The organism is Amycolatopsis sp. lyj-90, assembly GCF_046549035.1.
GTDB lineage: Bacteria > Actinomycetota > Actinomycetes > Mycobacteriales > Pseudonocardiaceae > Amycolatopsis.
This window is the reverse complement of the sequence record NZ_JAJPWP010000001.1, coordinates 871,885-896,410: the sequence shown is the minus strand read 5'-3', so window position 1 is coordinate 896,410 and position 24,526 is coordinate 871,885. Positions and strand designations below refer to the sequence as shown.

Annotated in this window: 24 protein-coding genes; 15 read left to right on the top strand and 9 right to left on the bottom strand. The window is 69.0% G+C overall.

The genetic code is table 11. The annotated features are described in order from the left end of the window. The first annotated feature begins 96 nt into the window (after nucleotides 1-96). Both ACLJPX_RS03625 and ACLJPX_RS03620 read left to right on the top strand, forming a co-directional pair. Nucleotides 97-330 carry a hypothetical protein gene (locus ACLJPX_RS03625; RefSeq protein WP_410598710.1) on the top strand — a complete coding sequence of 78 codons (234 nt, stop codon included), beginning with the start codon at nucleotides 97-99 and terminating at the stop codon, nucleotides 328-330. Between the two features lie 89 nt (nucleotides 331-419). After that, nucleotides 420-2,732 carry an ATP-binding protein gene (locus ACLJPX_RS03620; RefSeq protein WP_410598709.1) on the top strand — a complete coding sequence of 771 codons (2,313 nt, stop codon included), beginning with the start codon at nucleotides 420-422 and terminating at the stop codon, nucleotides 2,730-2,732. Between the two features lie 3 nt (nucleotides 2,733-2,735). Here ACLJPX_RS03620 and ACLJPX_RS03615 read toward each other — a convergent pair whose 3' ends face one another. Beyond that, the gene (locus tag ACLJPX_RS03615) at nucleotides 2,736-3,890 is read right to left on the bottom strand and encodes a helix-turn-helix domain-containing protein (RefSeq protein WP_410598708.1); all 1,155 of its coding nucleotides are present in this window, start codon (nucleotides 3,888-3,890) and stop codon (nucleotides 2,736-2,738) included. A 106-nt stretch (nucleotides 3,891-3,996) separates the two neighbouring features. After that, nucleotides 3,997-4,182 (bottom strand): helix-turn-helix domain-containing protein, encoded by a 186-nt coding sequence (locus ACLJPX_RS03610; RefSeq protein ID WP_410598707.1) that lies wholly within the window; start codon nucleotides 4,180-4,182, stop codon nucleotides 3,997-3,999. A gap of 206 nt (nucleotides 4,183-4,388) precedes the next feature. Here ACLJPX_RS03610 and ACLJPX_RS03605 point away from each other — a divergent pair, with 206 nt between their 5' ends. Beyond that, entirely contained in the window at nucleotides 4,389-6,197 is a 1,809-nt protein-coding gene (locus ACLJPX_RS03605; protein WP_410598706.1) for a DUF262 domain-containing protein, read from the top strand. A 101-nt stretch (nucleotides 6,198-6,298) separates the two neighbouring features. Here the strand turns inward: ACLJPX_RS03605 and ACLJPX_RS03600 are convergent, their stop codons facing one another. The 3 genes from ACLJPX_RS03600 to ACLJPX_RS03590 all read right to left on the bottom strand — a co-directional run bounded on the left by ACLJPX_RS03600 (nucleotide 6,299) and on the right by ACLJPX_RS03590 (nucleotide 10,126). Further along, on the bottom strand, nucleotides 6,299-7,051 hold the full coding sequence (locus ACLJPX_RS03600; RefSeq protein ID WP_410598705.1) for an NPP1 family protein: 753 nt from the start codon (nucleotides 7,049-7,051) through the stop codon (nucleotides 6,299-6,301). A 51-nt stretch (nucleotides 7,052-7,102) separates the two neighbouring features. Beyond that, nucleotides 7,103-8,782, bottom strand: coding sequence for a dihydroxy-acid dehydratase (gene ilvD / locus ACLJPX_RS03595; protein ID WP_410598704.1), 1,680 nt, complete (start codon nucleotides 8,780-8,782; stop codon nucleotides 7,103-7,105). A gap of 63 nt (nucleotides 8,783-8,845) precedes the next feature. Continuing rightward, nucleotides 8,846-10,126 carry a hemolysin family protein gene (locus ACLJPX_RS03590; protein ID WP_410598703.1) on the bottom strand — a complete coding sequence of 427 codons (1,281 nt, stop codon included), beginning with the start codon at nucleotides 10,124-10,126 and terminating at the stop codon, nucleotides 8,846-8,848. A gap of 128 nt (nucleotides 10,127-10,254) precedes the next feature. Between ACLJPX_RS03590 and ACLJPX_RS03585 the strand changes: the two genes are divergently transcribed. Next, nucleotides 10,255-11,589, top strand: a complete 1,335-nt coding sequence (locus ACLJPX_RS03585) for a cytochrome P450 (RefSeq protein WP_410598702.1) — start codon at nucleotides 10,255-10,257, stop codon at nucleotides 11,587-11,589. Between the two features lie 11 nt (nucleotides 11,590-11,600). Continuing rightward, nucleotides 11,601-12,518: an MsnO8 family LLM class oxidoreductase gene (locus ACLJPX_RS03580; protein WP_410598701.1), complete on the top strand. Its 918-nt coding sequence runs from the start codon at nucleotides 11,601-11,603 to the stop codon at nucleotides 12,516-12,518. On the opposite strand, the gene ACLJPX_RS03575 is transcribed toward ACLJPX_RS03580, so the two are convergent. After that, a complete protein-coding gene (locus ACLJPX_RS03575) occupies nucleotides 12,446-13,090 on the bottom strand; it encodes a TetR/AcrR family transcriptional regulator (protein ID WP_410598700.1) in 645 nt (214 codons plus the stop codon). The genes ACLJPX_RS03580 and ACLJPX_RS03575 overlap by 73 nt on opposite strands. A gap of 39 nt (nucleotides 13,091-13,129) precedes the next feature. On the opposite strand from ACLJPX_RS03575, the gene ACLJPX_RS03570 reads away from it, so the two are divergent. Continuing rightward, on the top strand, nucleotides 13,130-14,236 hold the full coding sequence (locus ACLJPX_RS03570; protein ID WP_410598699.1) for an abortive phage infection protein: 1,107 nt from the start codon (nucleotides 13,130-13,132) through the stop codon (nucleotides 14,234-14,236). On the opposite strand, the gene ACLJPX_RS03565 is transcribed toward ACLJPX_RS03570, so the two are convergent. After that, complete coding sequence (locus ACLJPX_RS03565) at nucleotides 14,233-14,604, bottom strand: winged helix-turn-helix transcriptional regulator (RefSeq protein ID WP_410598698.1); 372 nt, start codon at nucleotides 14,602-14,604, stop codon at nucleotides 14,233-14,235. The two genes, ACLJPX_RS03570 and ACLJPX_RS03565, sit on opposite strands and share 4 nt — an antisense overlap. 48 nt (nucleotides 14,605-14,652) lie before the next feature. Between ACLJPX_RS03565 and ACLJPX_RS03560 the strand changes: the two genes are divergently transcribed. The 9 genes from ACLJPX_RS03560 (at nucleotide 14,653) to ACLJPX_RS03520 (ending at nucleotide 22,848) form a co-directional block, all read left to right on the top strand. Next, nucleotides 14,653-15,582, top strand: a complete 930-nt coding sequence (locus ACLJPX_RS03560) for an NADP-dependent oxidoreductase (RefSeq protein ID WP_410598697.1) — start codon at nucleotides 14,653-14,655, stop codon at nucleotides 15,580-15,582. 60 nt (nucleotides 15,583-15,642) lie between these two features. Further along, nucleotides 15,643-16,125: a hypothetical protein gene (locus tag ACLJPX_RS03555; protein WP_410598696.1), complete on the top strand. Its 483-nt coding sequence runs from the start codon at nucleotides 15,643-15,645 to the stop codon at nucleotides 16,123-16,125. Between the two features lie 62 nt (nucleotides 16,126-16,187). Then, a complete protein-coding gene (locus ACLJPX_RS03550; RefSeq protein WP_101607468.1) occupies nucleotides 16,188-17,186 on the top strand; it encodes a helix-turn-helix domain-containing protein in 999 nt (332 codons plus the stop codon). A 40-nt stretch (nucleotides 17,187-17,226) separates the two neighbouring features. Further along, nucleotides 17,227-17,994 carry a MoaF C-terminal domain-containing protein gene (locus ACLJPX_RS03545; protein ID WP_410598695.1) on the top strand — a complete coding sequence of 256 codons (768 nt, stop codon included), beginning with the start codon at nucleotides 17,227-17,229 and terminating at the stop codon, nucleotides 17,992-17,994. A 10-nt stretch (nucleotides 17,995-18,004) separates the two neighbouring features. After that, nucleotides 18,005-18,406 (top strand): nuclear transport factor 2 family protein, encoded by a 402-nt coding sequence (locus tag ACLJPX_RS03540; protein WP_410598694.1) that lies wholly within the window; start codon nucleotides 18,005-18,007, stop codon nucleotides 18,404-18,406. Further along, nucleotides 18,403-19,581 (top strand): ABC transporter substrate-binding protein, encoded by a 1,179-nt coding sequence (locus tag ACLJPX_RS03535; RefSeq protein WP_410598693.1) that lies wholly within the window; start codon nucleotides 18,403-18,405, stop codon nucleotides 19,579-19,581. The genes ACLJPX_RS03540 and ACLJPX_RS03535 overlap by 4 nt, the downstream gene beginning before the upstream one ends. Before the next feature lie 12 nt (nucleotides 19,582-19,593). Next, the gene (locus tag ACLJPX_RS03530) at nucleotides 19,594-20,454 is read left to right on the top strand and encodes a branched-chain amino acid ABC transporter permease (protein ID WP_410598692.1); all 861 of its coding nucleotides are present in this window, start codon (nucleotides 19,594-19,596) and stop codon (nucleotides 20,452-20,454) included. Continuing rightward, nucleotides 20,441-22,159, top strand: coding sequence for an ABC transporter permease subunit (locus ACLJPX_RS03525; protein ID WP_410598691.1), 1,719 nt, complete (start codon nucleotides 20,441-20,443; stop codon nucleotides 22,157-22,159). The genes ACLJPX_RS03530 and ACLJPX_RS03525 overlap by 14 nt, the downstream gene beginning before the upstream one ends. After that, a complete protein-coding gene (locus ACLJPX_RS03520) occupies nucleotides 22,156-22,848 on the top strand; it encodes an ABC transporter ATP-binding protein (RefSeq protein WP_410598690.1) in 693 nt (230 codons plus the stop codon). The genes ACLJPX_RS03525 and ACLJPX_RS03520 overlap by 4 nt, the downstream gene beginning before the upstream one ends. Nucleotides 22,849-22,933: 85 nt before the next feature. On the opposite strand, the gene ACLJPX_RS03515 is transcribed toward ACLJPX_RS03520, so the two are convergent. Beyond that, on the bottom strand, nucleotides 22,934-23,731 hold the full coding sequence (locus tag ACLJPX_RS03515; protein WP_101608216.1) for an SDR family NAD(P)-dependent oxidoreductase: 798 nt from the start codon (nucleotides 23,729-23,731) through the stop codon (nucleotides 22,934-22,936). Between the two features lie 15 nt (nucleotides 23,732-23,746). After that, nucleotides 23,747-24,466, bottom strand: coding sequence for an SDR family NAD(P)-dependent oxidoreductase (locus tag ACLJPX_RS03510; RefSeq protein ID WP_410598689.1), 720 nt, complete (start codon nucleotides 24,464-24,466; stop codon nucleotides 23,747-23,749). Nucleotides 24,467-24,526 lie beyond the last annotated feature (60 nt).

Sequence of the window (24,526 nt, the reverse complement as noted above, 5' to 3'; positions counted from 1 at the left end):
GACTTTGGTCGGAGAAGGCGCGCGACGCGGCGCCGATGTGCCGGCCGCCTCTCCCGGCGATGCTGGGCCCTGATCGCGAAACGGGAGGTAGGGAGCATGACCAAGGGCGGCTATCTGGGGCTGCAGGTCTTCGGGATGGTGGCCGTCGCCGTCTTCGCGCAGGCCGCCATCCGCAGCCTCTTCGACCACTCGGCGATCCAGTTGTGGGGAGCGTTCGAATGGGTACCCGGTGAGTGGAGCGGCAGGCTGATCGTGTTCCTGCTGCTCGCGGCTGCCGGAGTGGTACTGGCGGGCTGGGCGCACGACCGTGGCAAGCAAGTGTCCCGCTAGGGGAATGCCGGTCCGCTAGGATCCGCAGCCGGGCGACTTCCGTCTACATCGGACGGAAGTCGCGGGGCTCGTCGATCGCGGGAGAGTGCATGGCGGACGGAGTTGGCTCGCTTTCGGGGTGGTCGGGCGATCCCACCGAAGTGACCAGCTACGTGGGCCGCGACGTCGAGACCGGCGAAGCGCGGCGCCTGCTGGAGGTCTCTTCGCTGGTCACGCTGACCGGGCCGGGCGGCGTGGGCAAGACCAGGCTGGCGTGGCGGATCGCGGCGGCCCACCGTGAGGCGACCGCCGACGAGGTCGCGTTCGTGTCGCTGGCCGAGCTGCGGGAACCCGCGTTGCTGGTGCCGACCGTGGCGAACGTGCTCGGTTTCGGCGACCGTTCGGCGAAACCGGCCATCGAGGTCGTCGTGGAGGCGCTGCGGGCTAGCCGCTTGCTGCTGGTTCTGGACAACTGTGAGCATCTGGTCGACAGCTGCGCCTGGTTCGCCGACACCATCGTCCGGGAATGCCCGCAGGTGACGGTGCTCGCCACGAGCAGGCAGTCCCTCGGTGTGGCGGGCGAGCGGGTCCTGCCCGTGCCGCCGCTGGCGGTACCGGAGCAGGGCGACTCCTTCGAACGGGCGGTCAACGACGAATCCGTCCGGCTGTTCGTGGACCGCGCGACCGCGGTGGCGCCGTCGTTCCGGCTCACCGAAGACGACGTCGAGCCGCTGATCCGGCTGTGCCGCAGGCTCGACGGGCTGCCGCTGGCCATCGAACTGGCCGCCGTCCGCGCGCGGGCGTTGTCCCTGCGCCAGCTGGCCGACCGGCTCGACCGGCAGTTCTCCGTGCTCACCAAGGACCGGCGGGGGCGGCCGGAACGGCACGAGACCATGCGGGCGCTGATCGACTGGAGCCACGACCTGTGCACCGGTCCCGAACGCCTGCTGTGGGCGCGTGCATCGGTGTTCTCCGGCAGCTTCGACCTCGACGCCGCCGAACAGGTCTGTTCCGGTGGCGAACTGCCCTCCGAACGCGTTCTCGAAGTCGTCGACGGGTTGCTCGACAAGTCCATCCTGCTGCGCGAGGAGTACCCGGGCGGCGTGCGGTACCGCATGCTGGAGTCGGTGCGCGAGTACGGCGTCGACAGGCTGAGCGAGACGGGCGGGACGGCGGAGCGCCGGAAACGGCACCGTGACTGGTTCGCCGAACTCGCCGGCCGGTATGCCGCCGAGTGGCTGGAGACCGATCAGCTCGGCTGGATCGGCAGGCTGCGGCGCGAGCACGCGAACCTGCGCGTGGCCCTCGACTTCTGCACCGGCGGTCCCGAGGACGCGGCCATCGGGTTGCGGATGATGCGCGACGTCAAGGAGTTCTGGATCGTCCGCGGGCTGAACACCGAGGGCCGGATGTGGGTCCGGCGGCTCGACGAGGTCGCGGCGGCGGATGTCCCGGAGCGGGCACACGGGCTGTGGCTGTCCGGTTTCCTGGCGCTGGTGCAGGGCGACCTGCCCGCCTATCGGAGCATGGTGGACAGGGCGGCCGCCGAAGCCGAGGCCGGCGGTGACGAACTCGCCGCCGCGTACGTGCTCCACGTCCGCGCCTACGCCGCGCTGATCGGCAACGACATGCCCCAGGCGTCGCGTCTGTTCGGCACGGCCATCGACCTCTTCCGCGCCCACGGCGACGAGGGCGCGGACCTCTGGGCGAGCTACAACCACGGGCTGGCCGTCTGGCTGGACGGCGACATCGACCGGGGCCGGGCGGTGCTCGCCGAATCCGTCGAGCGCTGCGAGCGGCGGGGCGAGGTCTTCTGGCGGGGCTGGGCACTGTGGTCGCGTGCCGCCGCCGAGTACCTGCAGGGTGATCTCTCCGTGGCGAGCCGCTGTTGCGAGCAGATCCTGCGCCTGCACCCCCGGGTGGACGACCGGGTCGTCGTCGGGTTCACGCTCACCGTCCTGGCGGGCTGCGCGGCCCGCACCGGACGCCCCAACCGGGCCGCGATCCTGCAGGGCGCCGCGATGAACGTCTGGCGCACGGTGGGCGCGTGGCCGACGCGGTACGAGGCGTTCACCGAACCCCTGCAGGCCGACACCGACGCCGTGACGGCGGCGCTCGGGTGGGAGGTCGCGATCAAGGAGTTCGCCGACGGCGCCGCGATGCCCACCGGCGACGCCATCGCGTACGCCCTCGAAGAGCGGTCCCTCGCACCACGGAAACAGGCCGCGCAGGTGCTCACCAAACGCGAGACCGAGATCGCGCACGTGGTCGCCGAGGGGCTGACGAACCAGGAGATCGCCGACCGGCTCGGCATCGCCCGTCGCACGGTCGACACCCACATCGACCACATCCTCACCAAACTCGGCTACTCCAACCGCGTCCAGGTCGCCACGTGGGTGACCCGGTCCGCGGACCCGGCCTGAGGCTCACGCCGCCCTGATCGGGGTGGCCGGGCGGGCCGATTCGGAAGCGAGAAGATCGGCGCGCAAGGCGATCCGCAGGTCCAGCCGCTCCTCGGGATCGTCGAGCCGGGCACCGAACAGGACACGGAGACGGCGCAGGCGGTTGCGGACCGTCTGCGGGTGGACGCCGAGGTTGTTCGCGATCTCGGGCGCCCCGCCGCGGGCGGCGAGCATGGCTTCGAGGGTTTCGGCGAGCTTGGTGCGCTCGTTCGGCGGCAGATCGGCGATCGGCGCCAGGCTCCGCGTGACGAGCGCGCCGGTGAGCACCTCGTCGGCGAAGAGCCAGTGCGTGGTCAGGTGATCCGACCAGCGCACGAGAGGGCCGTCCTCGATCACCTCCCGCCGGACCAGTTCCAGCGTCCGGCGGGCCCACCGCAGGGAGGCCGCGGCCTCGGCGGGCGCCACCGCGGGCCCGACCGCCGCCCGTGTCCCCGCCAGGATGCCGCCGATCTCGACGTCGTCGGGCACCAGGAGGTGCGGGTACTCGCCGGTGAGGTCGGCCAGTACCTCCGGGCCGAACGAGGCGCGGACCGCCCCGGGCTCCGCGGCGATCGCGACCACCCGGGCGGGCGGGACCCAGCCCGCCTCGGCCGCGAGTGCGACCCACTTCGCGGGCGGTCGGCCGCTCAAGATCTCCTTCAGCAGGTCGCGGCGCAACTCGGCCACCGAAGGCGTGTGCGCGGCGCGGTAGGCGGTGGTGGAAAGCCGGATCAGGACGTCGGCGCAGCGGAGCAGGGCCTCCACCCCGGTGTCCATCAGGGCCGATCCGGCCCCGGGCTGCCGTGACAACGAGGCCAGCACGGGCAAAGCGCCCCGTCCCGCCGAGTGGTAGGCGCGCGACAACCGGTCCAAGCCCTTGCCCGCCGCGTACTCGGCGACCCCGAGCTCCCGGAAGGCGTCCGCGCCGGCGGCGATGCCCAGCGCGGAGTCCATCGCGTCGTACTCCAGGACCAGCGCGACGAACTCCGTGGCACGCGTGTCGAACAGGGGCGCGTGCTCGGGCAGGGAATGCCGGATGCCGTCGACGACCGCGCGAGCGATCACGAGGGCGGCGGAGCGGGCCGGGGTGGCGCGGACGGGGGTGGGGGCGGGGCGGACTGGAGCGTGGGACGCGGTCATCGTCGACCTCCGGGGCAGCGGGAATCGTCGGGCCGCCGAGTCTGCTACCGCGGAGTAGCGGGGCACATCGGGTGAATTACGTACTCGCGTCCATTTGGCCTATGGATCACCCGTTCGTGGTGGTCACCCAGGTCGAGATCTGCGTGCGGTTGCCCGCGCCGAGCTTGGTCATGATGTGCTGCACGAGCGTCTCGACGGTGCACGCAGAGAGCACCAGCTCCATCACGATCTCCCGGTTGAAGAGCACTTCGCCGACCAGGACGGCGATCTCGCGCTCGCTGTGGTCAGGCACGCCCCGTCCTATTCCCCCAGTCGCCCGGCCCGCTCGCCGAGCGCGCACGCCATCGCCTTCTCCTCGGGCAGAACCTCGCCCGCGCCATCGTCCAACCTGCCCGGCGAGATAGGTAGGGCGGCTCGGCCGTGGCCGCGACGGCGTAACGCTCCGTGGCCGCCAACCGACTGGCAACTAGCTCCAGTCGACGCCCTAGGGGAGATTCAGTGCAGGCCAACACGCTGACGCCGCAAAAACTGTTCGAACCGCAAGTCCGTTACGTGATCCCGGTGTTCCAGCGGCCGTATGTGTGGGAAATCGAGAAGCAATGGGAGCCGCTTTGGGCAGACGTCCGCGCGGTCGCCGATGAACTCCTCGAGACGCAGAATCTCACTCAGCCCACTGAAGTGTCCGCCCATTTCCTGGGCGCCGTCGTCCTCGACCAGCAATCGAACCCCGCCGGCTATATCCAGGTACGGCATGTCATCGACGGCCAACAGCGGCTCATCACCCTCCAACTGCTGCTGAACGCGGTACGCCAGGTCGCCGAGAAACACGGCCGTCCACGGGACGCGGCCCTGCTCAAGGCACTCGTCCGCAATCCAGAGCACATCATCGAAGAGGATGATGAACTGCTGAAGGTCTGGCCGATCTTGGCCGACCGAGCGCCGTTCCAGCATGCCATGGACGACGATCCGGGCAACGACTCCGGTGAACACCGCGTCAGCCAGGCAATCGTCTTCCTGCGCGAACGCATTCGGGACTGGGCCCTCGAAGGCGACGAAAACAACGCAACCGATCGGCTGCGTGCACTCACCACGACGCTGGCGCGGCATCTGAAGCTCGTCGTGATCGATCTCGAACCCGGCGACAACGCACAAGCGATCTTCGAAGCGCTCAACGACCGAGGCAGCCCCCTCTTGGCGGCCGATCTGGTGAAGAACGCTGTCTTTCAAGCCGCCGAGCGTCAGCACCTCGACACCGAACAGCTCGACCAGGACTACTGGGCCGCGTTGTCCGGTGACTTCTGGCGTCAGGAGCTCCGCCAAGGGCGATTGAACCGACCACGGATCGACGTCTTCCTCAATTACTGGCTCACCATGCGGCGAGCTCACCTGGTGCCCTCGGATCGGATTTTCGCGGACTTCCGTGACCATGTGCTCGCACAAGCCACCGACGTTCGAAGCGTGCTCGCGGAGCTAAAGAGCGATGCTCAGTGTTACCGGCAACTCGACAGCCATCCACCACGGTCGGTACCCGGCACTTTCCATTACCGGGTCATCGAGGTCATGGACATCGCCGCGACTATGCCCTTGTTGCTCTGGCTTCTACGTCCCGGCTCCTCGGTCCCGCCTCACGCTCGTGACCAGTCCTTGGAGGCGGTCGAAAGCTGGCTGGTAAGGCGCATGCTGTGCCGCACGACGCTGGCCGACACCAACAGTGTCGTCGTCGAGCTCATCAGGCATCTCGGTCTTCAGGATCCCTCGGAGGTGGGTGTCGCCACCCGGCGTTTCCTGGCCGAGCAGACCGGGGATTCACGGCGCTGGCCACACGACGTCGAAGTGATCGACAGCCTGCGGCAGATTCGCTTCTATTCCGTGATGATTCCCCGGCGCCGGGGACGCATGATCCTGGAAGCCCTCGAAGACAGCTACAGGTCCTCGAAGAGCGAAGAAGCGCATTGCCCACGAGCCAGTCTGACCGTCGAACACCTCATGCCGGTCAGCTGGCAAAAGAATTGGAGCGCGGGGGTCGCTGACGACCCGGTAGCCCGGCAGCAGCGCGAGCGTCGCGTTCAGAAACTCGGAAACCTCACCTTGCTCACGAGCAAGCTGAACCCGATTCTGTCCAACAACGCCTGGGACAACGTCGATCAGAAGCAAAGCAAGAGAAACGGCATCAATCAGCACAGCGTGCTGATGCTGAACAAACAGCTTCTCGCCGAGCACGTTCGATGGACCGATGAAGACATCGAGGAACGTTCACGAACCCTGGCCACGCAGATCACGGAAAAGATCTGGACCCGCCCGGAGTAAGGGGCCAGATACTCGACCAGCCAGGATCATGGCTAGTTGCCGCTTAACTGAAGGGCCCCTTCCCCGCATTGGATGCGACGAAGGGGCCCTTCAGCCCGGCGTCAGGCGTTCGGATCGAACGGGATCCCGGCGGGCTTCGCCTTGGCGAGTTCGCCGTTGAACGACGACTCCCGGATCCCGAGCTGGGCGCTGCCGAAGTCGTGCCCCGTCAGCTTGTCGCGCAGGCCCGGCGGGTAGCCGTCCCAGCCGACCAGCGGCGGATACTGCCACTGCTTCTTGTGGTTCTCCGGCTCCTCACCGAAGCCCGCGTGCCGGAAGCAGTGCGTGCCGATCCCGTCCTTGTGGTAGATCACCTTGGGGTGCTTGCCCGTCTCGTCCCACGGGACCTGGTCGCGATGCCTGGTCGTGTACTTGCCGTGGGCCGACGTGGACACGTACCTGCCCCAGTCGCCTTGCACCCACACGACGACGTGCTCCCAGTCGTGCCGGTGACCGGCACTCCCGGGGCCCAGCGCGGCCTGGTCCTTCTCGAAGTAGAGCGCGTACAGGTAAGCGCACCAGCCGTTGTTGCACTTCACCCGGGAGTACGCGTTGGTGTTGTCCAAATCGGACAGGTCGCGGCACTGGCCGTTGACGTCGCCGCCCAGCGCGAGTCCTGGCGCGAGAGTGCCGTCACGGCCGATCCCCGGGGTCGGGTAGCAACCGTCGCCGTCGTAGTCGAAGGCTGGTTCGTAGATCCGGTCGGGCCAGGGCGCCGACCAGTCGAGTGCCTGTGGCGGCGCGGCGGAGGCCGTGCCGGTCACGAGGAGGAGGGAAGCGAGCGTGCCAAGGAGGACCGTGGTGAACCGTCGCATGCCGGTTATTAATTCACGACTTGATTCAACACGGAACCTTCCTTGGTCGGCTTACTCGCAAACGGCTCCGTGCGCGGCGCTCTGGACGACCTTGGCGTACTTGCCGAGCACACCGCGCGTGTACGCCGGAGGCTTGGGCGCCCAGCCCTCCCGGCGTGCCTCGATGTCGGCGATCTCGACTTCGAGGGTCCGGTTCGCGACGTCGAGTGTGATCGGGTCCCCGTCGCGCACGAACGCGATCGGCCCGGCGTCGACGGCTTCCGGCGCGATGTGGCCGACGCAGAGGCCGGTCGTGCCGCCGCTGAACCGGCCGTCGGTGATGAGCAGGACGTCCTTCCCGAGCCCGGCGCCCTTGATCGCGCCGGTGATGGCGAGCATCTCGCGCATGCCCGGCCCGCCCTTGGGTCCTTCGTACCGGATGACGACGACGTCACCGGCGACGATCCTGCCCTCGGTGAGCGCGTCGAGGGCGGCTCGTTCGCCGTCGAACACCCGCGCGGTGCCGGTGAAGGTCGATTCGTCGAAGCCCGCCGACTTCACGACCGCGCCTTCCGGCGCCAGCGATCCCTTGAGGATGGTCAGCCCGCCGGTCTTGTGGATCGGGCGGTCGAGCGGGCGGATGATCTCGCCGTCGAGACCGTCGGGTGCGATGCCCTCGAGGTTCTCGGCCATCGTCTTGCCGGTCACGGTGAGCACGTCGCCGTGCATGAGCCCGGCGTCGAGCAGCGCCTTCATCACCACGGGGATGCCGCCGACCTTGTCGACGTCGTTCATCACGTACTTCCCGAACGGCTTGAGGTCGCCGAGGTGCGGGACCTTGTCGCCGATGCGGTTGAAGTCGTCGATGCGCAGATCGACCTCGGCCTCGCGCGCGATCGCGAGCAGGTGCAGGACGGCGTTGGTCGAGCCGCCCAGCGCCATCACGACGGCGATGGCGTTCTCGAACGCCTCCATGGTCATGATCTGCCGCGCGGTGATGCCCTGGCGGAGCATGCCGACGACGGCTTCCCCCGACCGGTGGGCGAAACCGTCACGGCGCCGGTCGACGGCGGGCGGGGCGGCCGATCCGGGCAGCGACATGCCGAGTGCCTCGGCCACCGACGCCATCGTGTTGGCGGTGTACATGCCACCGCAGGCGCCCTCACCGGGGCAGATCGCGCGTTCGATCCGGTCCACTTCGGCACGGGTGATCTTGCCTGCCAGGCAGGCGCCGACGGCCTCGAACGCGTCGATGATCGTGACGTCCCGGCCGTCGACCTGACCGGGCATGATCGAGCCGGCGTAAAGGAAAACGGAGGCGAGGTCGAGCCGGGCCGCGGCCATCAGCATGCCCGGCAGCGACTTGTCGCAGCCCGCCAGCAGCACGGAACCGTCCAGCCGCTCGGCCATCATCACCGTCTCGACGGAGTCGGCGATCACCTCGCGCGAAACCAGCGAGAAGTGCATGCCCTCGTGCCCCATGGAAATACCGTCGGACACCGAGATCGTGCCGAATTCGAGCGGGTAGCCCCCGCCCGCGTGCACGCCGTTCTTGACCGCCTTGGCGAGCCTGTCCAGCGACAGGTTGCACGGGGTGATCTCGTTCCACGAGGACGCCACCCCGATCTGCGGTTTGGCGAAGTCGTCGTCGCCCATCCCGACCGCGCGGAGCATGCCGCGGGCGGCCGCGCGCTCCAGGCCGTCGGTCACGTCGCGTGAACGAGGCTTCAAATCGGGCTGGTCTTCCGGCATCGGGACACCTTTCTTCGTGGTGGGACACCGGGCACGCTGCCAACCGGAGGCGCCCGGCGCAACTCACCGCTCCGCATTCGCCCCACGATGCAGCGCCACGCGCGTGATCGCGTGATGCTCGACGCCGAGCACCTCGGCCGTCCAGCCGGAGACCACCACCCGGTCGCCCGGCTTCTCCGGGATCCGGCCCAGGATCACCAGGATCAGCCCCGCGATCGTCGCGTACTCCCCCGGCGGCGCGTCGCCCAGCTCGACCCCGACGTCGACGAGGTCGTGCACCGGGAACGTGCCGGGCAGCACCAGCGAACCGTCCTTGCCGTCGCGGACGGCCAGCACGTCACGGTCGGTCTCGTCGTAGATCTCGCCGACGATCTCCTCCAGCAGGTCCTCCAGCGTGACCATGCCCGCGACGGCGCCGTGCTCGTCGACGACCAGCGCCATCTGCTCCCGCTCGGCCTTGAAGCTGCGCAGCGCGTCCGAGACCCGCAGCGAATCGGGGAACACCACGGCGGGGCGGACCACTTCGGCGAGATCGTCGCGGTCTTCGAGCAGATCGCGCAGGCTCACCACGCCGACGACGTCGTCCAGATGTCCGCCGCGGGCGACCGGCGCCCGGGAGTGGCCCGACTCGGCCAGCTGCCGCCGCGCCGACTCGAGGTCCAGCTCGGCCGCGAGCGTGAACACCGCGCGGCGGGGAACGAGCACTTCCCGCAGCCGTCGTTCGTGGATCTCCAGTGCGCCGTTGATGATCATGCGCTGCTCGGCGTTCAGACCGCGTTGCGCCGAGACCAGTTCCCGGAGCTCCTCGGGCGACATCTGGTCCGGATCGGCTTCCGCCCGTCCGCCCAGCGCCCGCACGACGAAGTTCGTCGACGCGCTCAGTGCCCACACCACGGGCCTCGAGATCGTCGACAACAGGTTCAGCGGACGCGCCACCAGCAGCGCCCACCGCAGCGCGTTCTGCATGGCCAGCCGCTTCGGCGCCAGCTCTCCGAGCACCAGGGTCAGGAACGTGAGGACCATGGTCACCAGCGCGACGGCCACCGCTCCGGCGGCGTCGCCGAGGAAGCTCAACAGCGGCACCACGGGTTCGGCGAGGGACACCGCCGCTGTCGCCGAGGCCAGGAATCCGGCGAGCGTGATGCCGATCTGGATCGTGGCGAGGAAGCGATTCGGGTCGCGCGCCAGCCGCGCCAGCGTCCGGGCGGACGCGCGGCCGTCCCGCTCCAAGGCCCGCAACTGGCCCTCGCGCAACGAGATCAGCGCCATCTCGCTGCCCGCGAACACCGCGTTGACCACCACCAGCACCGCGACCAGTGCGATGTCGAACCCGTAGCCGCCCACAAGCACTCCCCCGGCCCGCCGGAAGTGCAGAACATTACCGAGGGAAACCCCGGCCCGCAGATGTCGGGCCACTCGCTACTGACACGTCGTTCCGATACCTTCGAAGGACCCGCACGGACGGAGTCCTGATGTTCGCACTCAAGACCGCTCCCGCCCGGAACCTCCGGCGCCGGGCGGAGGAGATAGCCAAACCGGTCACCCGCTGGAGCATCGGCCACGCGATCCCCCGATTGGCCCTGCGGGCCGCGGCGCGCCGGGGCGATCTCCAGGGCAGGCTGTCGGTCGAGGCGAGCGGCGGCACGGACCTGACCGGGTTGTTCGACGAGATCCGCTCGCACGGCGCCATCGCTACCACCCGGGTCGGGCACGTGACCACGCGGCATTCGGCCTGCAAGGAGATCCTCACCAGCGACGCGTTCAAATCCGTGCGGTTCGTCCCGGACAACCCGCTGCTCAACCGGCTCGTCGCCTGGTCGGCGTCCGGGCTGATCCATCCGATCGAACCGCCGTCGCTGCTCGCCAGCGAACCGCCCGACCACACGCGCTACCGGAAGCTCGTCACGCGCGTCTTCACCGCCCGCGCGGTCGAACAGCTGCGGCACCGCACGCAGGCCATCGCCGACGAACTGCTCGACAGCCTGGACCCGGACGGTCCCGTCGACCTCGTCGAGCAGTACTGCGGGCTCCTGCCGGTCACCGTCATCAGCCAGATCCTCGGTGTCCCGCCGGAAGAACGGGACAAGGTGCTCGCGCTGGGCGGCGCCGCGGCCCCGAGCCTCGACCTGGGGCTGCCGTGGCGGACCTTCCGGACCGTCGAAGCCACGCTGGCCGAATTCGACTCGTGGCTCACCCTGCATCTGGAGAAACTGCGGGCGAATCCCGGCGACAACCTGCTCAGCAAGCTGATCGCCGCCCGCGAGGACGGCGTCGGCCTGACCGAGCGGGAACTCAAGGCCACGGCGGGACTGGTGCTGGCGGCCGGATTCGAGACGACCGTCAACCTTCTCGGCAACGGCATCGCCCTGCTCGCCCGGCATCCGGATCAGCTGGGGAAACTGCGCGGGAACCCGGAGTTGTGGAGCAACGCGACCGACGAGATCCTCCGCTACGACCCGCCCGTCCTGCTCACCGGCCGGTTGTGCGCCCGCGACACCGAGATCGGCGGAAAGCCCATCGGCCGCGGGGCGATCGTCAGCACCGTGCTCGCGGGCGCGAACCGCGATCCGGACATCTTCGACGACCCGTCCGCCTTCGACGTCACCCGGGCGAACGCGCGGGACCACGTGTCGTTCGGCGCCGGGCGGCACTATTGCCTCGGCGCTTCGCTGGCGAGGATGGAAGGCGAGATCGGGCTGCGGTCGATCTTCGAGCGCTTCCCCGATCTGCGGCTCCAGGGTGGGGCGCGGCGGCGGGAGACCCGGATCCTGCGCGGGTTCGAAACGCTTCCCGCCTCACTCGCCTGACAGCCTCGTGAGTGGTAAGGACGGTTAGAACCGTCCTTACCACTCACGAGAAAGTACCGAATGGCCTCCGCCACGCTCCCGGCTCTCTCGGTCCTGGACACCTCCCCCATCGTCCAGGGCTCGATGCCGCGCCGGCGGTTCTCATCGCCCACCTCGCGAACGCCACGCGACGGCTGCGACTCGGTGCGGGCGGGGTGCTTCTGCCGAATCACGCGCCGCTCGTGGTGGCCGAGCAGTTCGGCACCCTCGCCGCCTTGCATCCCGGCAGGATCGACCTCGGCATCGGACGCGCGCCGGGTGGATCGAAGGCGGCTTCCGCGGCCTTACGTCCACAAAGGACAAAGGACTTCGGCGTGCAACTCGACGAACTCCGGGAATTCCTGAACCCGCCCGAGGACGCCGAAGTGAAGGCGATCTTCGTCCTCGGCGGCAACATCCCGGAACTGTGGCTGCTCGGCCGCTTCCCCGAAAGCGCGACGCTCGCCGCCGAACGTGGCATCAAGTACGCCTTCGCGCACCACCTGGCACCGGACGCACCGGTCAAGGCGGATCTGGTCAGCGTCTCCGTCATCGCCGCCGAGGACGACGAACGCGCCGAATGGCTCGCCGGGTCCACGCGCCTGAAGGTGCTCAGCCGACTCCGCGGCAACCGCGTCCGGTTGCCCAGCCCCGAGGAAGCCGCAGCATTCCCTTACACCGCCGATGATCGCGCGGAAATCGCGAAACGCTCCGGCGCCGTGCTCACCGGGAGCCCCGAAACACTCATCCCGAAACTACAACGGATTCTCGACGAGACCGGCACCGCGGAAATCATGGTGACCACGCCGCTCTTCCACCACGCCGACCGCCGACGGTCCTACGAACTGCTCGCCTCGCTACCCGGGCGGCTCACGGCGCGTTCGAACAGGTCGGCCAGTTCCCGCGCGTAACCCGGGACATCGGTGTCCGGTCTCGTGAGCAGTTCGGCAGGGGCCGCTTCCATCGCGGCGATCAGCGACACGGCCATCACCCGCGGCGAGAACTCCCGCAACTCGCCGAGCCGCTGCCCCTCGCGGAACATCTCCTCCAGTTCGGCCAGCGTCTTCGCGCTCTGATGCTCGAACCAGCTCCGCGCGGCTTCGGCATCCCTCGACGCCGTGGCGATCTGGCCGATCGCGATGATCTCGGACGGCCGCTCCGCGAAGTAGAACACGAAGCCCTCGATCAGGGCGCGCAGTGCGGCGGCGTAGCTCTCCGCTCCTTCGGCACGCGCGCTCAGCGCCTTGTCCATCGAGGTGTGCACGGTCTGCATGACCTGCTTCATCAGCTCTTCACGTTTGGTGAAGTGGTAGGTGATCAGCCCCGGGCTGATCCCCGCCCGCCGCGCGATCTGCACGAAGGACGCCTTCGCGTAACCGATCTCGGCGATGGTCTCGATGGCCGCCGAGACGATCTGCCCGCGCCTGGCCTCCTCGATGAACGAGCGCTTCCCCTGGTCGCCCGACTCATTTTCTGGTTGCATGAACAGGAGCCTAGTTGAGCAACTAGCGAGGGGAAAGTCATGATCAGTCGCAAGACGTTCTTGAAATCCGTCGCGGGCGCGGTGGCGGTGACGGGTCTCGGCGGGGGCACGGCCGAGGCCGCGGGCAAACCACGCCGGCTCAGAGGCGGAGTCGCCTACGACACCGGAGTCCTGCACGCCGCGGGCGAGCCGCTGAGCCGGGTGCGCTGGAACAGACGACTGCTCGAACAGGAGATCCGGGTGATCGCCGACGAGCTGCGTTGCCCGTCGATCACCGCCTTCGGCACCGAGATCGGCAGGCTCACCGAGACGACGGCCGCGGCACTGCGACGCGGCATCGAGGTGTACGTCCAGCCCAGGCTCTACGACCACCCGCAGGACCAGGTTCTCGAGCATCTGGCCGAATCCGCCCGGCAGGCCGAGCGGCTGCGGCACGGCGACGACGTCAAGTTCGTCACCGGCTGCGAGCATTTCATCTTCACTCCCGGCATCGTGCCCGGCGAGACCTTCCAGGAACGGCTCGCGAACATGGCCACGATCCCGCCCGAGGAATGGCCGAAGATCATGGAACGGCTGGCCGATTTCGTCGCGCGGGCGGCCGACGTCGCCCGCCGGAACTTCCGCGGGCGGATCACCTACGCGGCGGTCGGCGGCTTGGAGCCGATCGACTGGAACCTCTTCGACATCGTCGGAATCGACTACTACCCGTACTTCGCCACCGATGCGGAGTACACAAAGGACCTGGCGCAGTACCGGCGGTGGAACAAACCGGTGATGGTGCTGGAGTTCGGCTCGTGCACCTTCACCGGAGCCGCGCAGGCGGGCGGAATGGGCTGGGACATCATCGACTACGAGCAGGATCCGCCCGAGATCAAGCCTGGCCACGTGCGGAACGAAAGCGAACAAGCCGACCACATCGCCCGCCTGTTACGCGTTTTCGACTCGGCGGGCCTGCGGGGCGCGCACGTGTACACGTTCATCGCGCCGAACCTGCCGCATCATCCGTCACAACCGGAGCACGACTACGACATGGCGTCGTTCAGCCTCGTGAAGACGCTGCGGGAGCGGCATCACGACGAACTGTCGCCGTACCGGTTCGAGCGCAAGCGGTCTTTCGACGCACTGGCCCGGCACAACCGCGGTTAACGATGGCCCCCGGGATCGGCGTCGAGCGCTTCGAGCACGGCGTCGCCGTTCGCCCTCGCCCACTCGGTCAGGATGTGGATCGGGTCGATCAGCGTCGCGCCGAGAGGGGTGAGTTCGTACTCGACGCGGGGCGGCGCCTCGGCATACGCGTGACGACGGACGAGTCCGTGCGCTTCGAGCCGTCGAAGCGTTTGGGTGAGCACCTTGCGGGAGATGCCGCCGATCAGGTCGACCAGCTCGCCGTGGCGCACCGGGCCCTCGCTGAGTCCGGCGAGCACGACCACCGTCCACTTGTCGGCGATCACTTCGACCGCCAGACGTGCCGGACAGTCGGCGAGGAAGAGACCACCGGAACCGAAATCGCTCACGGCGTCAAAGGTACCTGCGGGTTCCTATCGGGAACCTAACTTGGCGTCATGCGAGTCATCACCCAGCAGAAACTCGGCGGTCCCGAAGTGCTCACCTTCGTGGACGCGCCCGTGCCCCGGCCACTTCCGACCGAGGTTCTCGTCCGGGTCAAGGCGATCGGGCTGAACCCGCTGGAGGCGCGCCTGCGCGCCGGCGAATTCCCCCTGCTCGGCGAGCCGCCGTTCGTCCTCGGCTGGGACATCAGCGGTGTGGTCGACGAGGCGCCGCAGACCTGGCGGTTCAGGCCCGGCGACGAAGTGTTCGGAATGCCGCTGTTCCCGAGGGCGGCCAACGCGTACGCCGAATTCGTGTCGGCGCCGGCCTTGCACCTGGCACGCAAACCGGCGTCGCTCTCGCACGTCGAGGCGTCGGCGCTGCCGGTCGTCGGGCTGACGGCGTGGCAGGGCCTCGTCGACCTCGCCGACGTGAGCGAGGGCGACCGCGTCCTGATCCACGGCGGTGGTGGCGGGGTCGGTCACGTCGCGATCCAGATCGCGAAAGCGCTCGGCGCGCACGTGATCACGACCGCCAGTGGAAGCAAGCGGGAGTTCGTCGAGGAGTTCGGCGCCGACGAGGTGATCGACTACACGGCGGTCGACTTCGCCGAGGCGGTCCGCGACATCGACGTCGTTTTCGACACGATCGGCGGCGACACCGTCGAGCGGTCGCTCGGCGTGCTCCGCCCAGGTGGTCATCTGGTGACGGCGGTCGCCGAGGAGGATGCGGAACTCGCCGCCAGGTACGAGGCGGCCGGTGTGCACTTCAGCGGCGTCGCGGTCGACCCCGATCCGGTCGCCCTGCGAGGTCTCGTCGAGCTCGCCGAGCAGGGCAAGCTCCGGGTCCATGTGCAGGAGACGTTCCCGTTCGAGCGCGTCGCCGACGCGCACCGGCTGCTCGACGGCGGGCACCTCCGGGGCAAGCTCGTCCTCACCGTCTGATCCGCCAAGCGGGGATTTTTACCGGACCGGCCGGGAAAACCGGTCAGTAACGTCTCGCCGGTGACGACGGACCGCGAAGGCAAGGAAGCGCCGGAGTTGCCCGTCTTCACCGGGTTCGGGTGCCTGATGGGCTTCTTCATGACCGTGCTGGCCCTGATCGGCCCGGCCCTGCTGTGGATCAGTACCCACTTCGCACCCGGTGATGACGACGGCCTGGTCGTCCTCGCCATGGGCATCGTGTTCACGATCGGCGGCCTGGCGACCGTCGGTTCTCAGCTCTGGCAGAACGCCAAGGCCCGCGAGGCCCACCGCGCGCTCGACCGGACGGGCGTCCGCGCGACCGCCGAAGTCGTTTCCAGCAAGCGGATCTGGGTCGGCGAGGTGAGCACTCCGGCGGACGACGTCGATCTCGTCGTCACCGGTCCCGGGGTGACCCCGTTCAGCGCACGGGTGCTCACCGAGGAGGTCGGCCGCTACGAAACGGGCACGGTGGTACCCGTCGACGTCGACCCCAGGACTCTCCTGTTCCGCCTCGCCGACTGACCGCGCCGCGATCATTGCCCGGCAGCATCGTATCGCTTATCGTATATGAAATTCACCCCCCGATGCTGCGAGGTGACCTCGTGACCACCGCCACCGCCGACCCGACCACGACCATGGTCGCGCGAGATTTCACTGATTTCCGCACGGTGGTGTCACACTCCTTCGTGCCGCTGCACGTGACGAGCGAGCACCGTGACCACTTCCGCGGCCGCATCCGCTCGTGCGGCGCCGACGACGTCCAGCTGACCGAGGTGACCGCGTCCGCGCACGTGGTCGAGCGGACGCCCGAGCTCATCGCCAGGGCGGACAGGCACTACTACAAGCTGAGCCTGATCCTCTCCGGGACCGGGCTGCTGGTGCAGGACAACCGCGAGGCGATGCTGCGCCCCGGTGACGTGGCGTTGTACGACACGCACCGGCCGTATTCCCTGGCGTTCGAAGAGGATTTCCGCACGCTCGTGGTGATGTTCCCGCAGCGGCTCATCGATCTCCCCCGGGATCTGGTCGGCCAGCTGACCGCGGTCCCGATGTCGGGCAAGCGGGGTATGGGCAACGTCGTGGTGCCCTTCCTCGCGCAACTCGGCAGCAACCTCGACCAGCTCGGCGGTCCGGCGGGCGTCCGGCTCGCGCATACGGCGGTCGACCTGCTCGCCACGCTGTTCGCGAGCGAGCTCGATCTCGCCCGCGCGACGGCCGGACCACACCACGAACTGATGCGCCGCGTCCTCGCCTTCATCGACACGAACCTCTCCTCCACCGACCTCGGCCCGGCGCAGATCGCCGCCGAGCACTACATCTCCACCCGGCATCTGCACGGCCTCTTCCACGAACAGGGGACGACCGTCTCGGGCTGGATCCGCACCCGTCGCCTCGAACACTGCCGCCGCGAATTACTGGACCCCGTGCACGCTTCACGGCCCGTCGCCGCCATCGCGGCGAAGTGGGGTTTCGTCGACGCGCCGCATTTCAGCCGGGTGTTCAAGACGGAATTCGGCTGCTCGCCGAGCGAACTGCGCCGCGGCTTGACCGTGAGCGATCGGTTGTTGCCGCCCAGCGCGTGACAGCTGGCCCCGCCGGGGCGGTCGCCTCGACGATGACCGCATGCCCGAAGCACCCGAGGAACAGTGGCGCACCTATGACGAGTTCGCCGCCGGAATAGCCACCTATCGCCTGCCGAACGCGGACCTGTCGGGACGCGAGCTCACCGTCACCCTCGACGACGGGACGGCGCTCGCGCTGCGGTTCGAGGACGCGGAAACCGTCACCTGCAACGGCATCAAGGATCCGTACGACGCGGTCGCCGTCCGGGAAGACGTTTTCTTCGTTAATCTCCCCCATGCCAGCGTGGAAGGTGAAGCACTCACCGTCGTCTTCTCCACGACGACACATCGCGCGCTCGCCGTGCGCTCGGTGATCGGCACCGAAGACGTCGAGGGTGTTCCCCGTGTCTCCCAGACGTTCTGGTCCGGCACCACCGACGCGGGCATGCCGACCGGCGAGCGGCCGGGGCCGTCGCGCGACCTGATCGGCAAGCGCAACATCTACCGCTACAGCCCGGAACACCTCTACGAGCACGTGTACGTGTCGTCGCAACGCTATGCCTGGCAATGCCTCGAAGGCGTGCAGCGCGGCCACGGTGACATGGACCTGTCGACGGTGTGGAAGTTCCAGGACGGGCTCTACCTGTTCTGCTTCCGCGAATTCCGCATCGCCGTGGCCAGTGTGTGGCTGCACGACCTCGGCTACGCGCTGAAGACCACCGGCGTCTTCCTCGGCATCACCGGCGACGGCCGGTCCGAACACTCCCGCGCGGGCGGGCACATCTACCCACTCGGCGCCGTCGCCTACCCCGACGCGCAACCGGTCTAAGGAGCTTCAAGTGTCCAATTTAGACATCATCGCCGCGCACTACGCCGCGAGCGACCGAGGCGATCTGGCGGGCATGCTGGCCCCGCTCGGTCCCGAAACCACCTGGACGGAGGCGGCCGGATTCCCCTACGCCGGTACCTACACCGGTCCGGAAGAGGTGCGGGACAACGTCTTCGGCGCGATCGCCCGTGACTGGGACGGCTACGGTTTCGCCCTCGGCGAGCTCGCCGACGCGGGTGACACGGTGATCGGCATCGGCACCTACCAGGGCAAGCACCGCGAGACCGGTCGCTCGTTCACCGCCAGGGTCGCGCACGTGTGGAAGTTCGACGGCGGCAAGGTCACCTCGTTCGAGCAGATCGTCGACTCCGCGCCCGTCGTGAACGCCATGAACGATTCGGAGAACCGGTGAAGCCCGCGCGGCGCCTCGTCGCCCTCGCCGCGGCGGTCCTGCTCACCACTGCGGGCTGTGCCGGGGCCGAAAGCGGTGCGAGCGGCCCGATCAAGGTCGGCTCGGTCAACGCGCTGAGCGGCGCGGCCACGTTCCCCGAAGCCTCCCAGGCGGCCAAGGCCGTCTTCGACGCGGCCAACGCGAGCGGTGGCGTGAACGGAAGACAGATCGAGTACAAGGCGCTGGACGACAAGGGTGACCCAGCGGCCGCCGCGGCCGCGGCCCGCGAGGTCGTCGGCCGCGACGAGGCGGTCGCGCTGGTCGGCTCGTCCAGCCTCATCGAGTGCGAGATCAACAACAAGTACTACGAACAGCAGAAGATCCTGTCCATCCAGGGCATCGGCGTGGACCCGGCGTGCTTCTCCAGCCCCAACATCGCCCCGGCCAACGTCGGCCCGTACCACGACATGACGCTGACGCTGCTCTACGGCTCGGAAACGCTGAAGCTGAACGACATCTGCGCGCTGCTGGAGATCGCGGGCAACACGCTGCCCTCGTACCAGGCGGCGATCGACGAGTGGACGGCCATCACCGGCAAGAAGCTCAAGTACCTCGACGCGACCGTGCCCTACGGCGGTTCCGACTACACCTCCTACATCGTCAAGGCCCGCAACGCCGGGTGCAAGGCGATCACGGTGAACCCGGTCGAGCCGGACTCCATCGGGCAGCTCAAGGCCGCCGCCGCACAGGGCTGGAACGACGTCACCTGGCTGCTGCTGACCAGTGTCTACAGCGAGAACTACGCCAAGGCCGTCACCAACGCGGGCGCCGGGGTGTACGTGCCCGCCGAGTTCTACCCGTTCACCGACACGGCCAGCCCGCAGAACAAGGACTGGCACGACCTGATGACCAAGAACAACATCCCCCTGACGTCGTTCAGCCAGGGCGGTTACCTGGCGGCGAAGTACTTCCTCGAAGTCGTCCGCGGGATCAGCGGTGACGTCACCCGCGAGTCGGTGACCAAGGCGCTGCGCGAGATGAAACCGATCACCGATCCGATGGTCGGCACGCCGTATGTCTTCGGACCGGGCCAGACACACCACGACAACACCGCGGGCTGGCCGATCAAGCTCGCCTCCGGCACCGGCAAATGGGAGCTCGTGGCGAACGACTGGCTGCGGATTCCCAAGAAGTAACAGGAGGAAACGATGCTGCAGGGAGCGCTGGCCGGCCTGGCCGCCGGCGGACTGTACGCGGTACTGGCGGTGTGCCTGACGCTGATGTCGCGGTTGGTACGGGTGGTGAACTTCGCCCAGTCGGCCACCGGGATGTTCGGCTGCTACGTGGCGGTGTTCCTGTCCGTCGGCTGGGGACTGCCGATGTGGCTCGCCACCATCGCGGGGATCCTGCTCGGCGGACTGCTCAGCGCACTGCTCGGCTGGATCGTGTCCACCTGGCTCGCCGAGGCGGACACCGGCACCCGCTCGGCGGTCACCGTGGCCGTGCTGCTCCTGCTGATCTCGTTGTCGTTCATCCTGTTCGGCAACAAACCGCAGCCGTTCCATCCGATCCTGGACGGCCCGGCGCTCACCGTCGGCGGGGTGGTGATCAGCCAGGTCACCGTGGTCACCGTCGCGCTGGCGGTGCTGGTGGCGGTGGCCAGCAAGATCGTCCTGAGCCGGACCTCGGCAGGGGTCCAGCTCAGGGCACTGTCCGAACGCCCGACGACGGCGGAACTGCTGGGCATCCCGGCGAAACGGCTCAGCATCGCGGTCTGGGCGGTCACCGGCGTGGTCAGCACGCTGGTCATCTCGATCGTCGCGCCGTCGCAGTCGAACGACGCGACGTCGCTGGCGATGCTGGTGGTCCCGGCGTCCGCGGCGGCCCTGCTCGGCGGGTTCCGCCGCCTCGACCTCGCTGTCGCGGGCGGACTGGGCCTCGGCCTGATCCAGGGTGCGGCCGCGCAGGTCGACGGCCTTTCGGTGGTGCGGTACTTCCTGCCGTTCGCAGTGATCGTCGCGCTGCTGCTCTGGTCGCAGCGCAAGGAGGTGTGGGATGCGGCTCGCTGAACAGCGCGGGGTACGCACCGGGGTGCCGTTCGTGGTCGCCCTGGTGGCGATCGCGGTCGGCTACGGACTGAGCGTCGGGCTCGACGGGTACTTCGTCTATCTGGGCATGAGCGCCGTCGTCGCCGGGATCTCGTTGCTCGGGCTGGGCGTGGTCACCGGCAGCGCGGGGATGATCTCGCTGTGCCAGCTGACCTTCGGCGCCGTCGGTGCCTGGACGGTGTCCGCGCTGAACGAGGCGCAGGCACCCGGCGGGTTCCTCGTCTGGCTGCTGCTCGGCGGGCTCGCCGCGGGAGTGGTCGGGGTGCTCGTCGGGCTCCCTGCGCTGCGGCTGCGCGGGATCAACCTCGCCGTCGTCACGCTGGGGCTCGCCGCCGCGGCCGACCTCGCGCTGGTCCAGCTCCAGTTCCCCGGTGTTTCCGGCGGGATCTCGGTGGAACGGCCGGACGCCTTCTCCGACGACCGGTCCTACTTCCAGCTGGCCGTCGTGGTGCTGGTGCTGTGCTGCCTGGCCGTGTACTTCCTCCGTCGCGGGCGCTGGGGCAGCGCCTGGCAGGCGGTGGCGTTCTCCGAGCGCGGGACGGCGGCCGCGGGCACGAGCGTGCGGACGTCGAAGCTGACCGCGTTCGCGGTGAGCGCCACCCTCGGCGGGATCAGCGGTGGCCTGCTCACCGGGCAGGTCGGATTGGCGTTTCCGGCCAGTTTCACCGCGATCCAGTCGCTGGCGCTGTACGTGCTGGCGATCATGTCGGGCGCGCATCTGATCGACATGGCCGTGTTCGGCGCGGTGCTCTGGGTCGGCGTGCCGGAACTGCTGAAACGCTGGGGAATCCCGCAGGACTGGGGTTTCGTGGTGTTCGGCGTGCTCGGTGTCCAGGCACTGGCCAGTGGCGGGAACCTGGGAACCACGGTGCGGCAGGTCTGGTACCGGCGGTCCAAAAAGGAACCGGCGAAACTCGATCTCGCCGCCGGGGCCGTGGAGATCGAGTCCAAGCCCCCTGGCCCGCCGGTGCTCACCGTGCGCGGGCTGAGCGTGAACTTCGGGCACGTGGCGGCCCTGTCCTCGGTGGACATCGCCGTGCCGGAGCACGGGGTGCTCGGCGTGATCGGGCCCAACGGCGCGGGCAAGTCGACGCTGGTCGACGCGATCAGCGGGTTCCTGCCGAACGCCGAGGGCTCGGTGGAACTGGGCGGCGAGCCGCTGACCGGGTCGCCGTCGAACCGGGCCCGAGCCGGGCTGCGCCGGACGTTCCAGCAGGACCGGGTCCCGCCGGGACTGACGGTCGGCGCCTACCTCAAGTTCCTCGCCAGGCGACGGATCACCGCCGACGAGATCGGCGACGCCCTGGACTTCTTCGGCTGTCCGGCCGCCCGCACGCCACTGTCGCAAGTGGACGTCGGCGCCCGGAGACTGGTCGAGGTCGTCGGGCATCTGCTGGCGCGGCCCCGGGTCCTGCTGCTCGACGAGCCGGCCGCGGGCCTCCCGCACGAAGAGCACGTCGCGTTCGGGGAGCGGCTGAGGCAGGTTCCCGCGCGGTTCGGGGTGTCCGTGCTGCTCATCGAGCACGACCTCGATCTGGTGCGCTCGGTCTGCGACACGATCACCGTCCTCGACTTCGGCCGCGTGCTCGCGTCGGGACCCCAGGCCGAAGTGCTCGCCGATCCGGCCGTGCTCAAGGCGTACATGGGTGAAACGGAGCTGCTGTGAACGCATTGCGGATAGCGGGGCTGACCGTCACCCGCGGCGCGGGACCGGTGATCCGGGACGTCGACCTCACCCTCGAACCGGGCCGGATCACCGCGCTCGTCGGGCCGAACGGCGCCGGGAAGACCAGCCTGCTGGAGGCCGTCTCCGGCGTCGTGCCCGCCTCGGCGGGGACCGTCCACATCGGATCCGACGAGATCACCAAGCAGTCGCGGGTCAACCGCGCGCGGCGGGGCCTGGCGCATATCGAGCAGGGTCGCGCGGTGTTCGGCGGCCTGACCGTGCTGGAGAACCTGATGCTCACCGCACGCACCCGCGCGCGGGCGGAAGAACTGTTCGAGCTGTTCCCCGAACTGGAGAAACGCCGGGACTCGCCGGCGGCGCTGCTCAGCGGGGGCGAGCAGCAGATGGTGGTGCTCGCCCGCGCTTTCGCCGCGCGGCCGTCGTTCCTGCTGATCGACGAGATGTCGCTCGGCCTCGCGCCGGTGGTGTTCACGCGGCTGCTGCCGATGGTGACGCGGTTCGCCGAGGAAGGTGCCGCGATCTTGCTCGTCGAGCAGTTCACGCACCTCGCCCTCGGCGTGGCAAGCGATGCGCTGGTGGTCTCTTCGGGACGTGTCACCTATACGGGTTCCGCGCAGGGCTTGCTGGACTCCCCCGGCACCCTGCACTCGGCCTACCTGGGCGAATAGCACCTTTCGGGAAGTACATGAAGGCCCCCTTCCTTGCGCCTAACGCAAGGAAGGGGGCCTTCATGTACTTCGAGCCACCTAACGGCTAAGAGCCCATGCCCGCCCGTTCGAAGGCCAGCGTCGGGAGGTCGACGGCGTGTGCGCCGCCGTCGGCGACGATCACCGCGCCGGTGATGTACGACGACTCCGAAGAGCCCAGGAACCGCACGATCGACGCGATCTCCTCCGGCTCGGCGGGACGGCGCAGCGGGACCTCGGCGGTGACCCGGCGGTAGCCCTCGGCATGCCCGCCGGTGAAGCCCGCGGCCTCGGCGAACTGGTCCATCTCGCCGTCCGCCATCGGGGTCCGCACCCAGCCGGGGCAGACGGCGTTCGCGCGGACGCCCTTCGGTCCGTAGTCGCGGGCGATCGAGCGGGTCAGCCCGATCAGGGCATGCTTCGCAACGGTGTACCCGGCGACGTTGGGCCCGGCGAACAACCCGGCCAGCGACGACACGATGACCACCTGTCCACCGGTTTCGACCAGCGAGGGCAGCGTGGCCCGGCAGAACACGAAGGCGCTGGACAGGTTCGAGCGCAGCGCCAGTTCCCATTCCTCGTCACCGGTGTCGACCACCGAAGACAGGCCGTGCCCGCCCGCGTTGGCCACCACGACGTCCAGCCTGCCGAACTTGCCGACGATCTCCGCTACGGCACTCTCGGCCGCTTCGCGTTCGCTGGCGTCACAGGTGACGACGTACGCGCCGGTTTCGGCCGCCACCTTCTCCAGCGGCTCGCGCCGACGTCCGAGGACCACCACCTGGGCGCCCTCGTCGGCGTACCGGCGGGCGACCGCCGCGCCGATACCGGTACCGCCACCCGTGATCGCGACAACCTTCTTCACTCGCGTGAGTCCTTTCTAAGCGGGAAAACCCGAACGGGCCGAAACGCCGAAGTCGGCGAGCACGGCCTGGCCGTTGATCGTCCGCGAACGCGCGGACGCGAGATAGAGCACCTGGTCGGCGACGTCTTCAGGAGCCTGCACCGGGAAGGCGGGATCGTCGAGCGCCTCGCCGAGATCACCGCGCGCCATCGGGGTGTCGACCACCGACGGGCAGACGCAGTTCACCCGGACGCCGGGCAGATCGACCGCGAGCGCCCTGGTCATCGCGACCACGGCACCCTTCGAAGCGCAGTAGGGCACCATGCCGGGCGCGCTGGTGAACGCCGAGTCGCTGGCCAGCAGGACGGCCGAGCCGTTCGCCGCGGTGAGCCACGGCGCGGCGTGTTTGACCAGCAGGAACTGGCCGGTGACGTTGACCGCCATCAGCTCGGTGAAGTCCGCCGCCGAGGTTTCGGCGACCGGTGTCCCCACCGGGCCGGAGATCCCGGCGCAGCCGACGACGACGTCGATCCCGCCGAACCGGGTGGCCACGGCGTCGACCGCGGCGGCCACCGACCGTTCGTCGGTCACGTCGGCGTGGACCGCCAGGAGGCCGTCGGCCAGGGTGGGCACGGGTGCCCGGTCGAGGGCGCCGACCCGCGCGCCTTCGGCCAGGAACGCCTGGACGCAGGCAAGGCCGATACCGGACGCCGCGCCGGTCACCAGCACGGCCTTGCCCGCGAGATCCAGTCGCATGGCGCCATCCTGCGGTCCGGGCCGCTCGCGGAGGTTGGCCGTCAGTGCATCCTTCTTGTC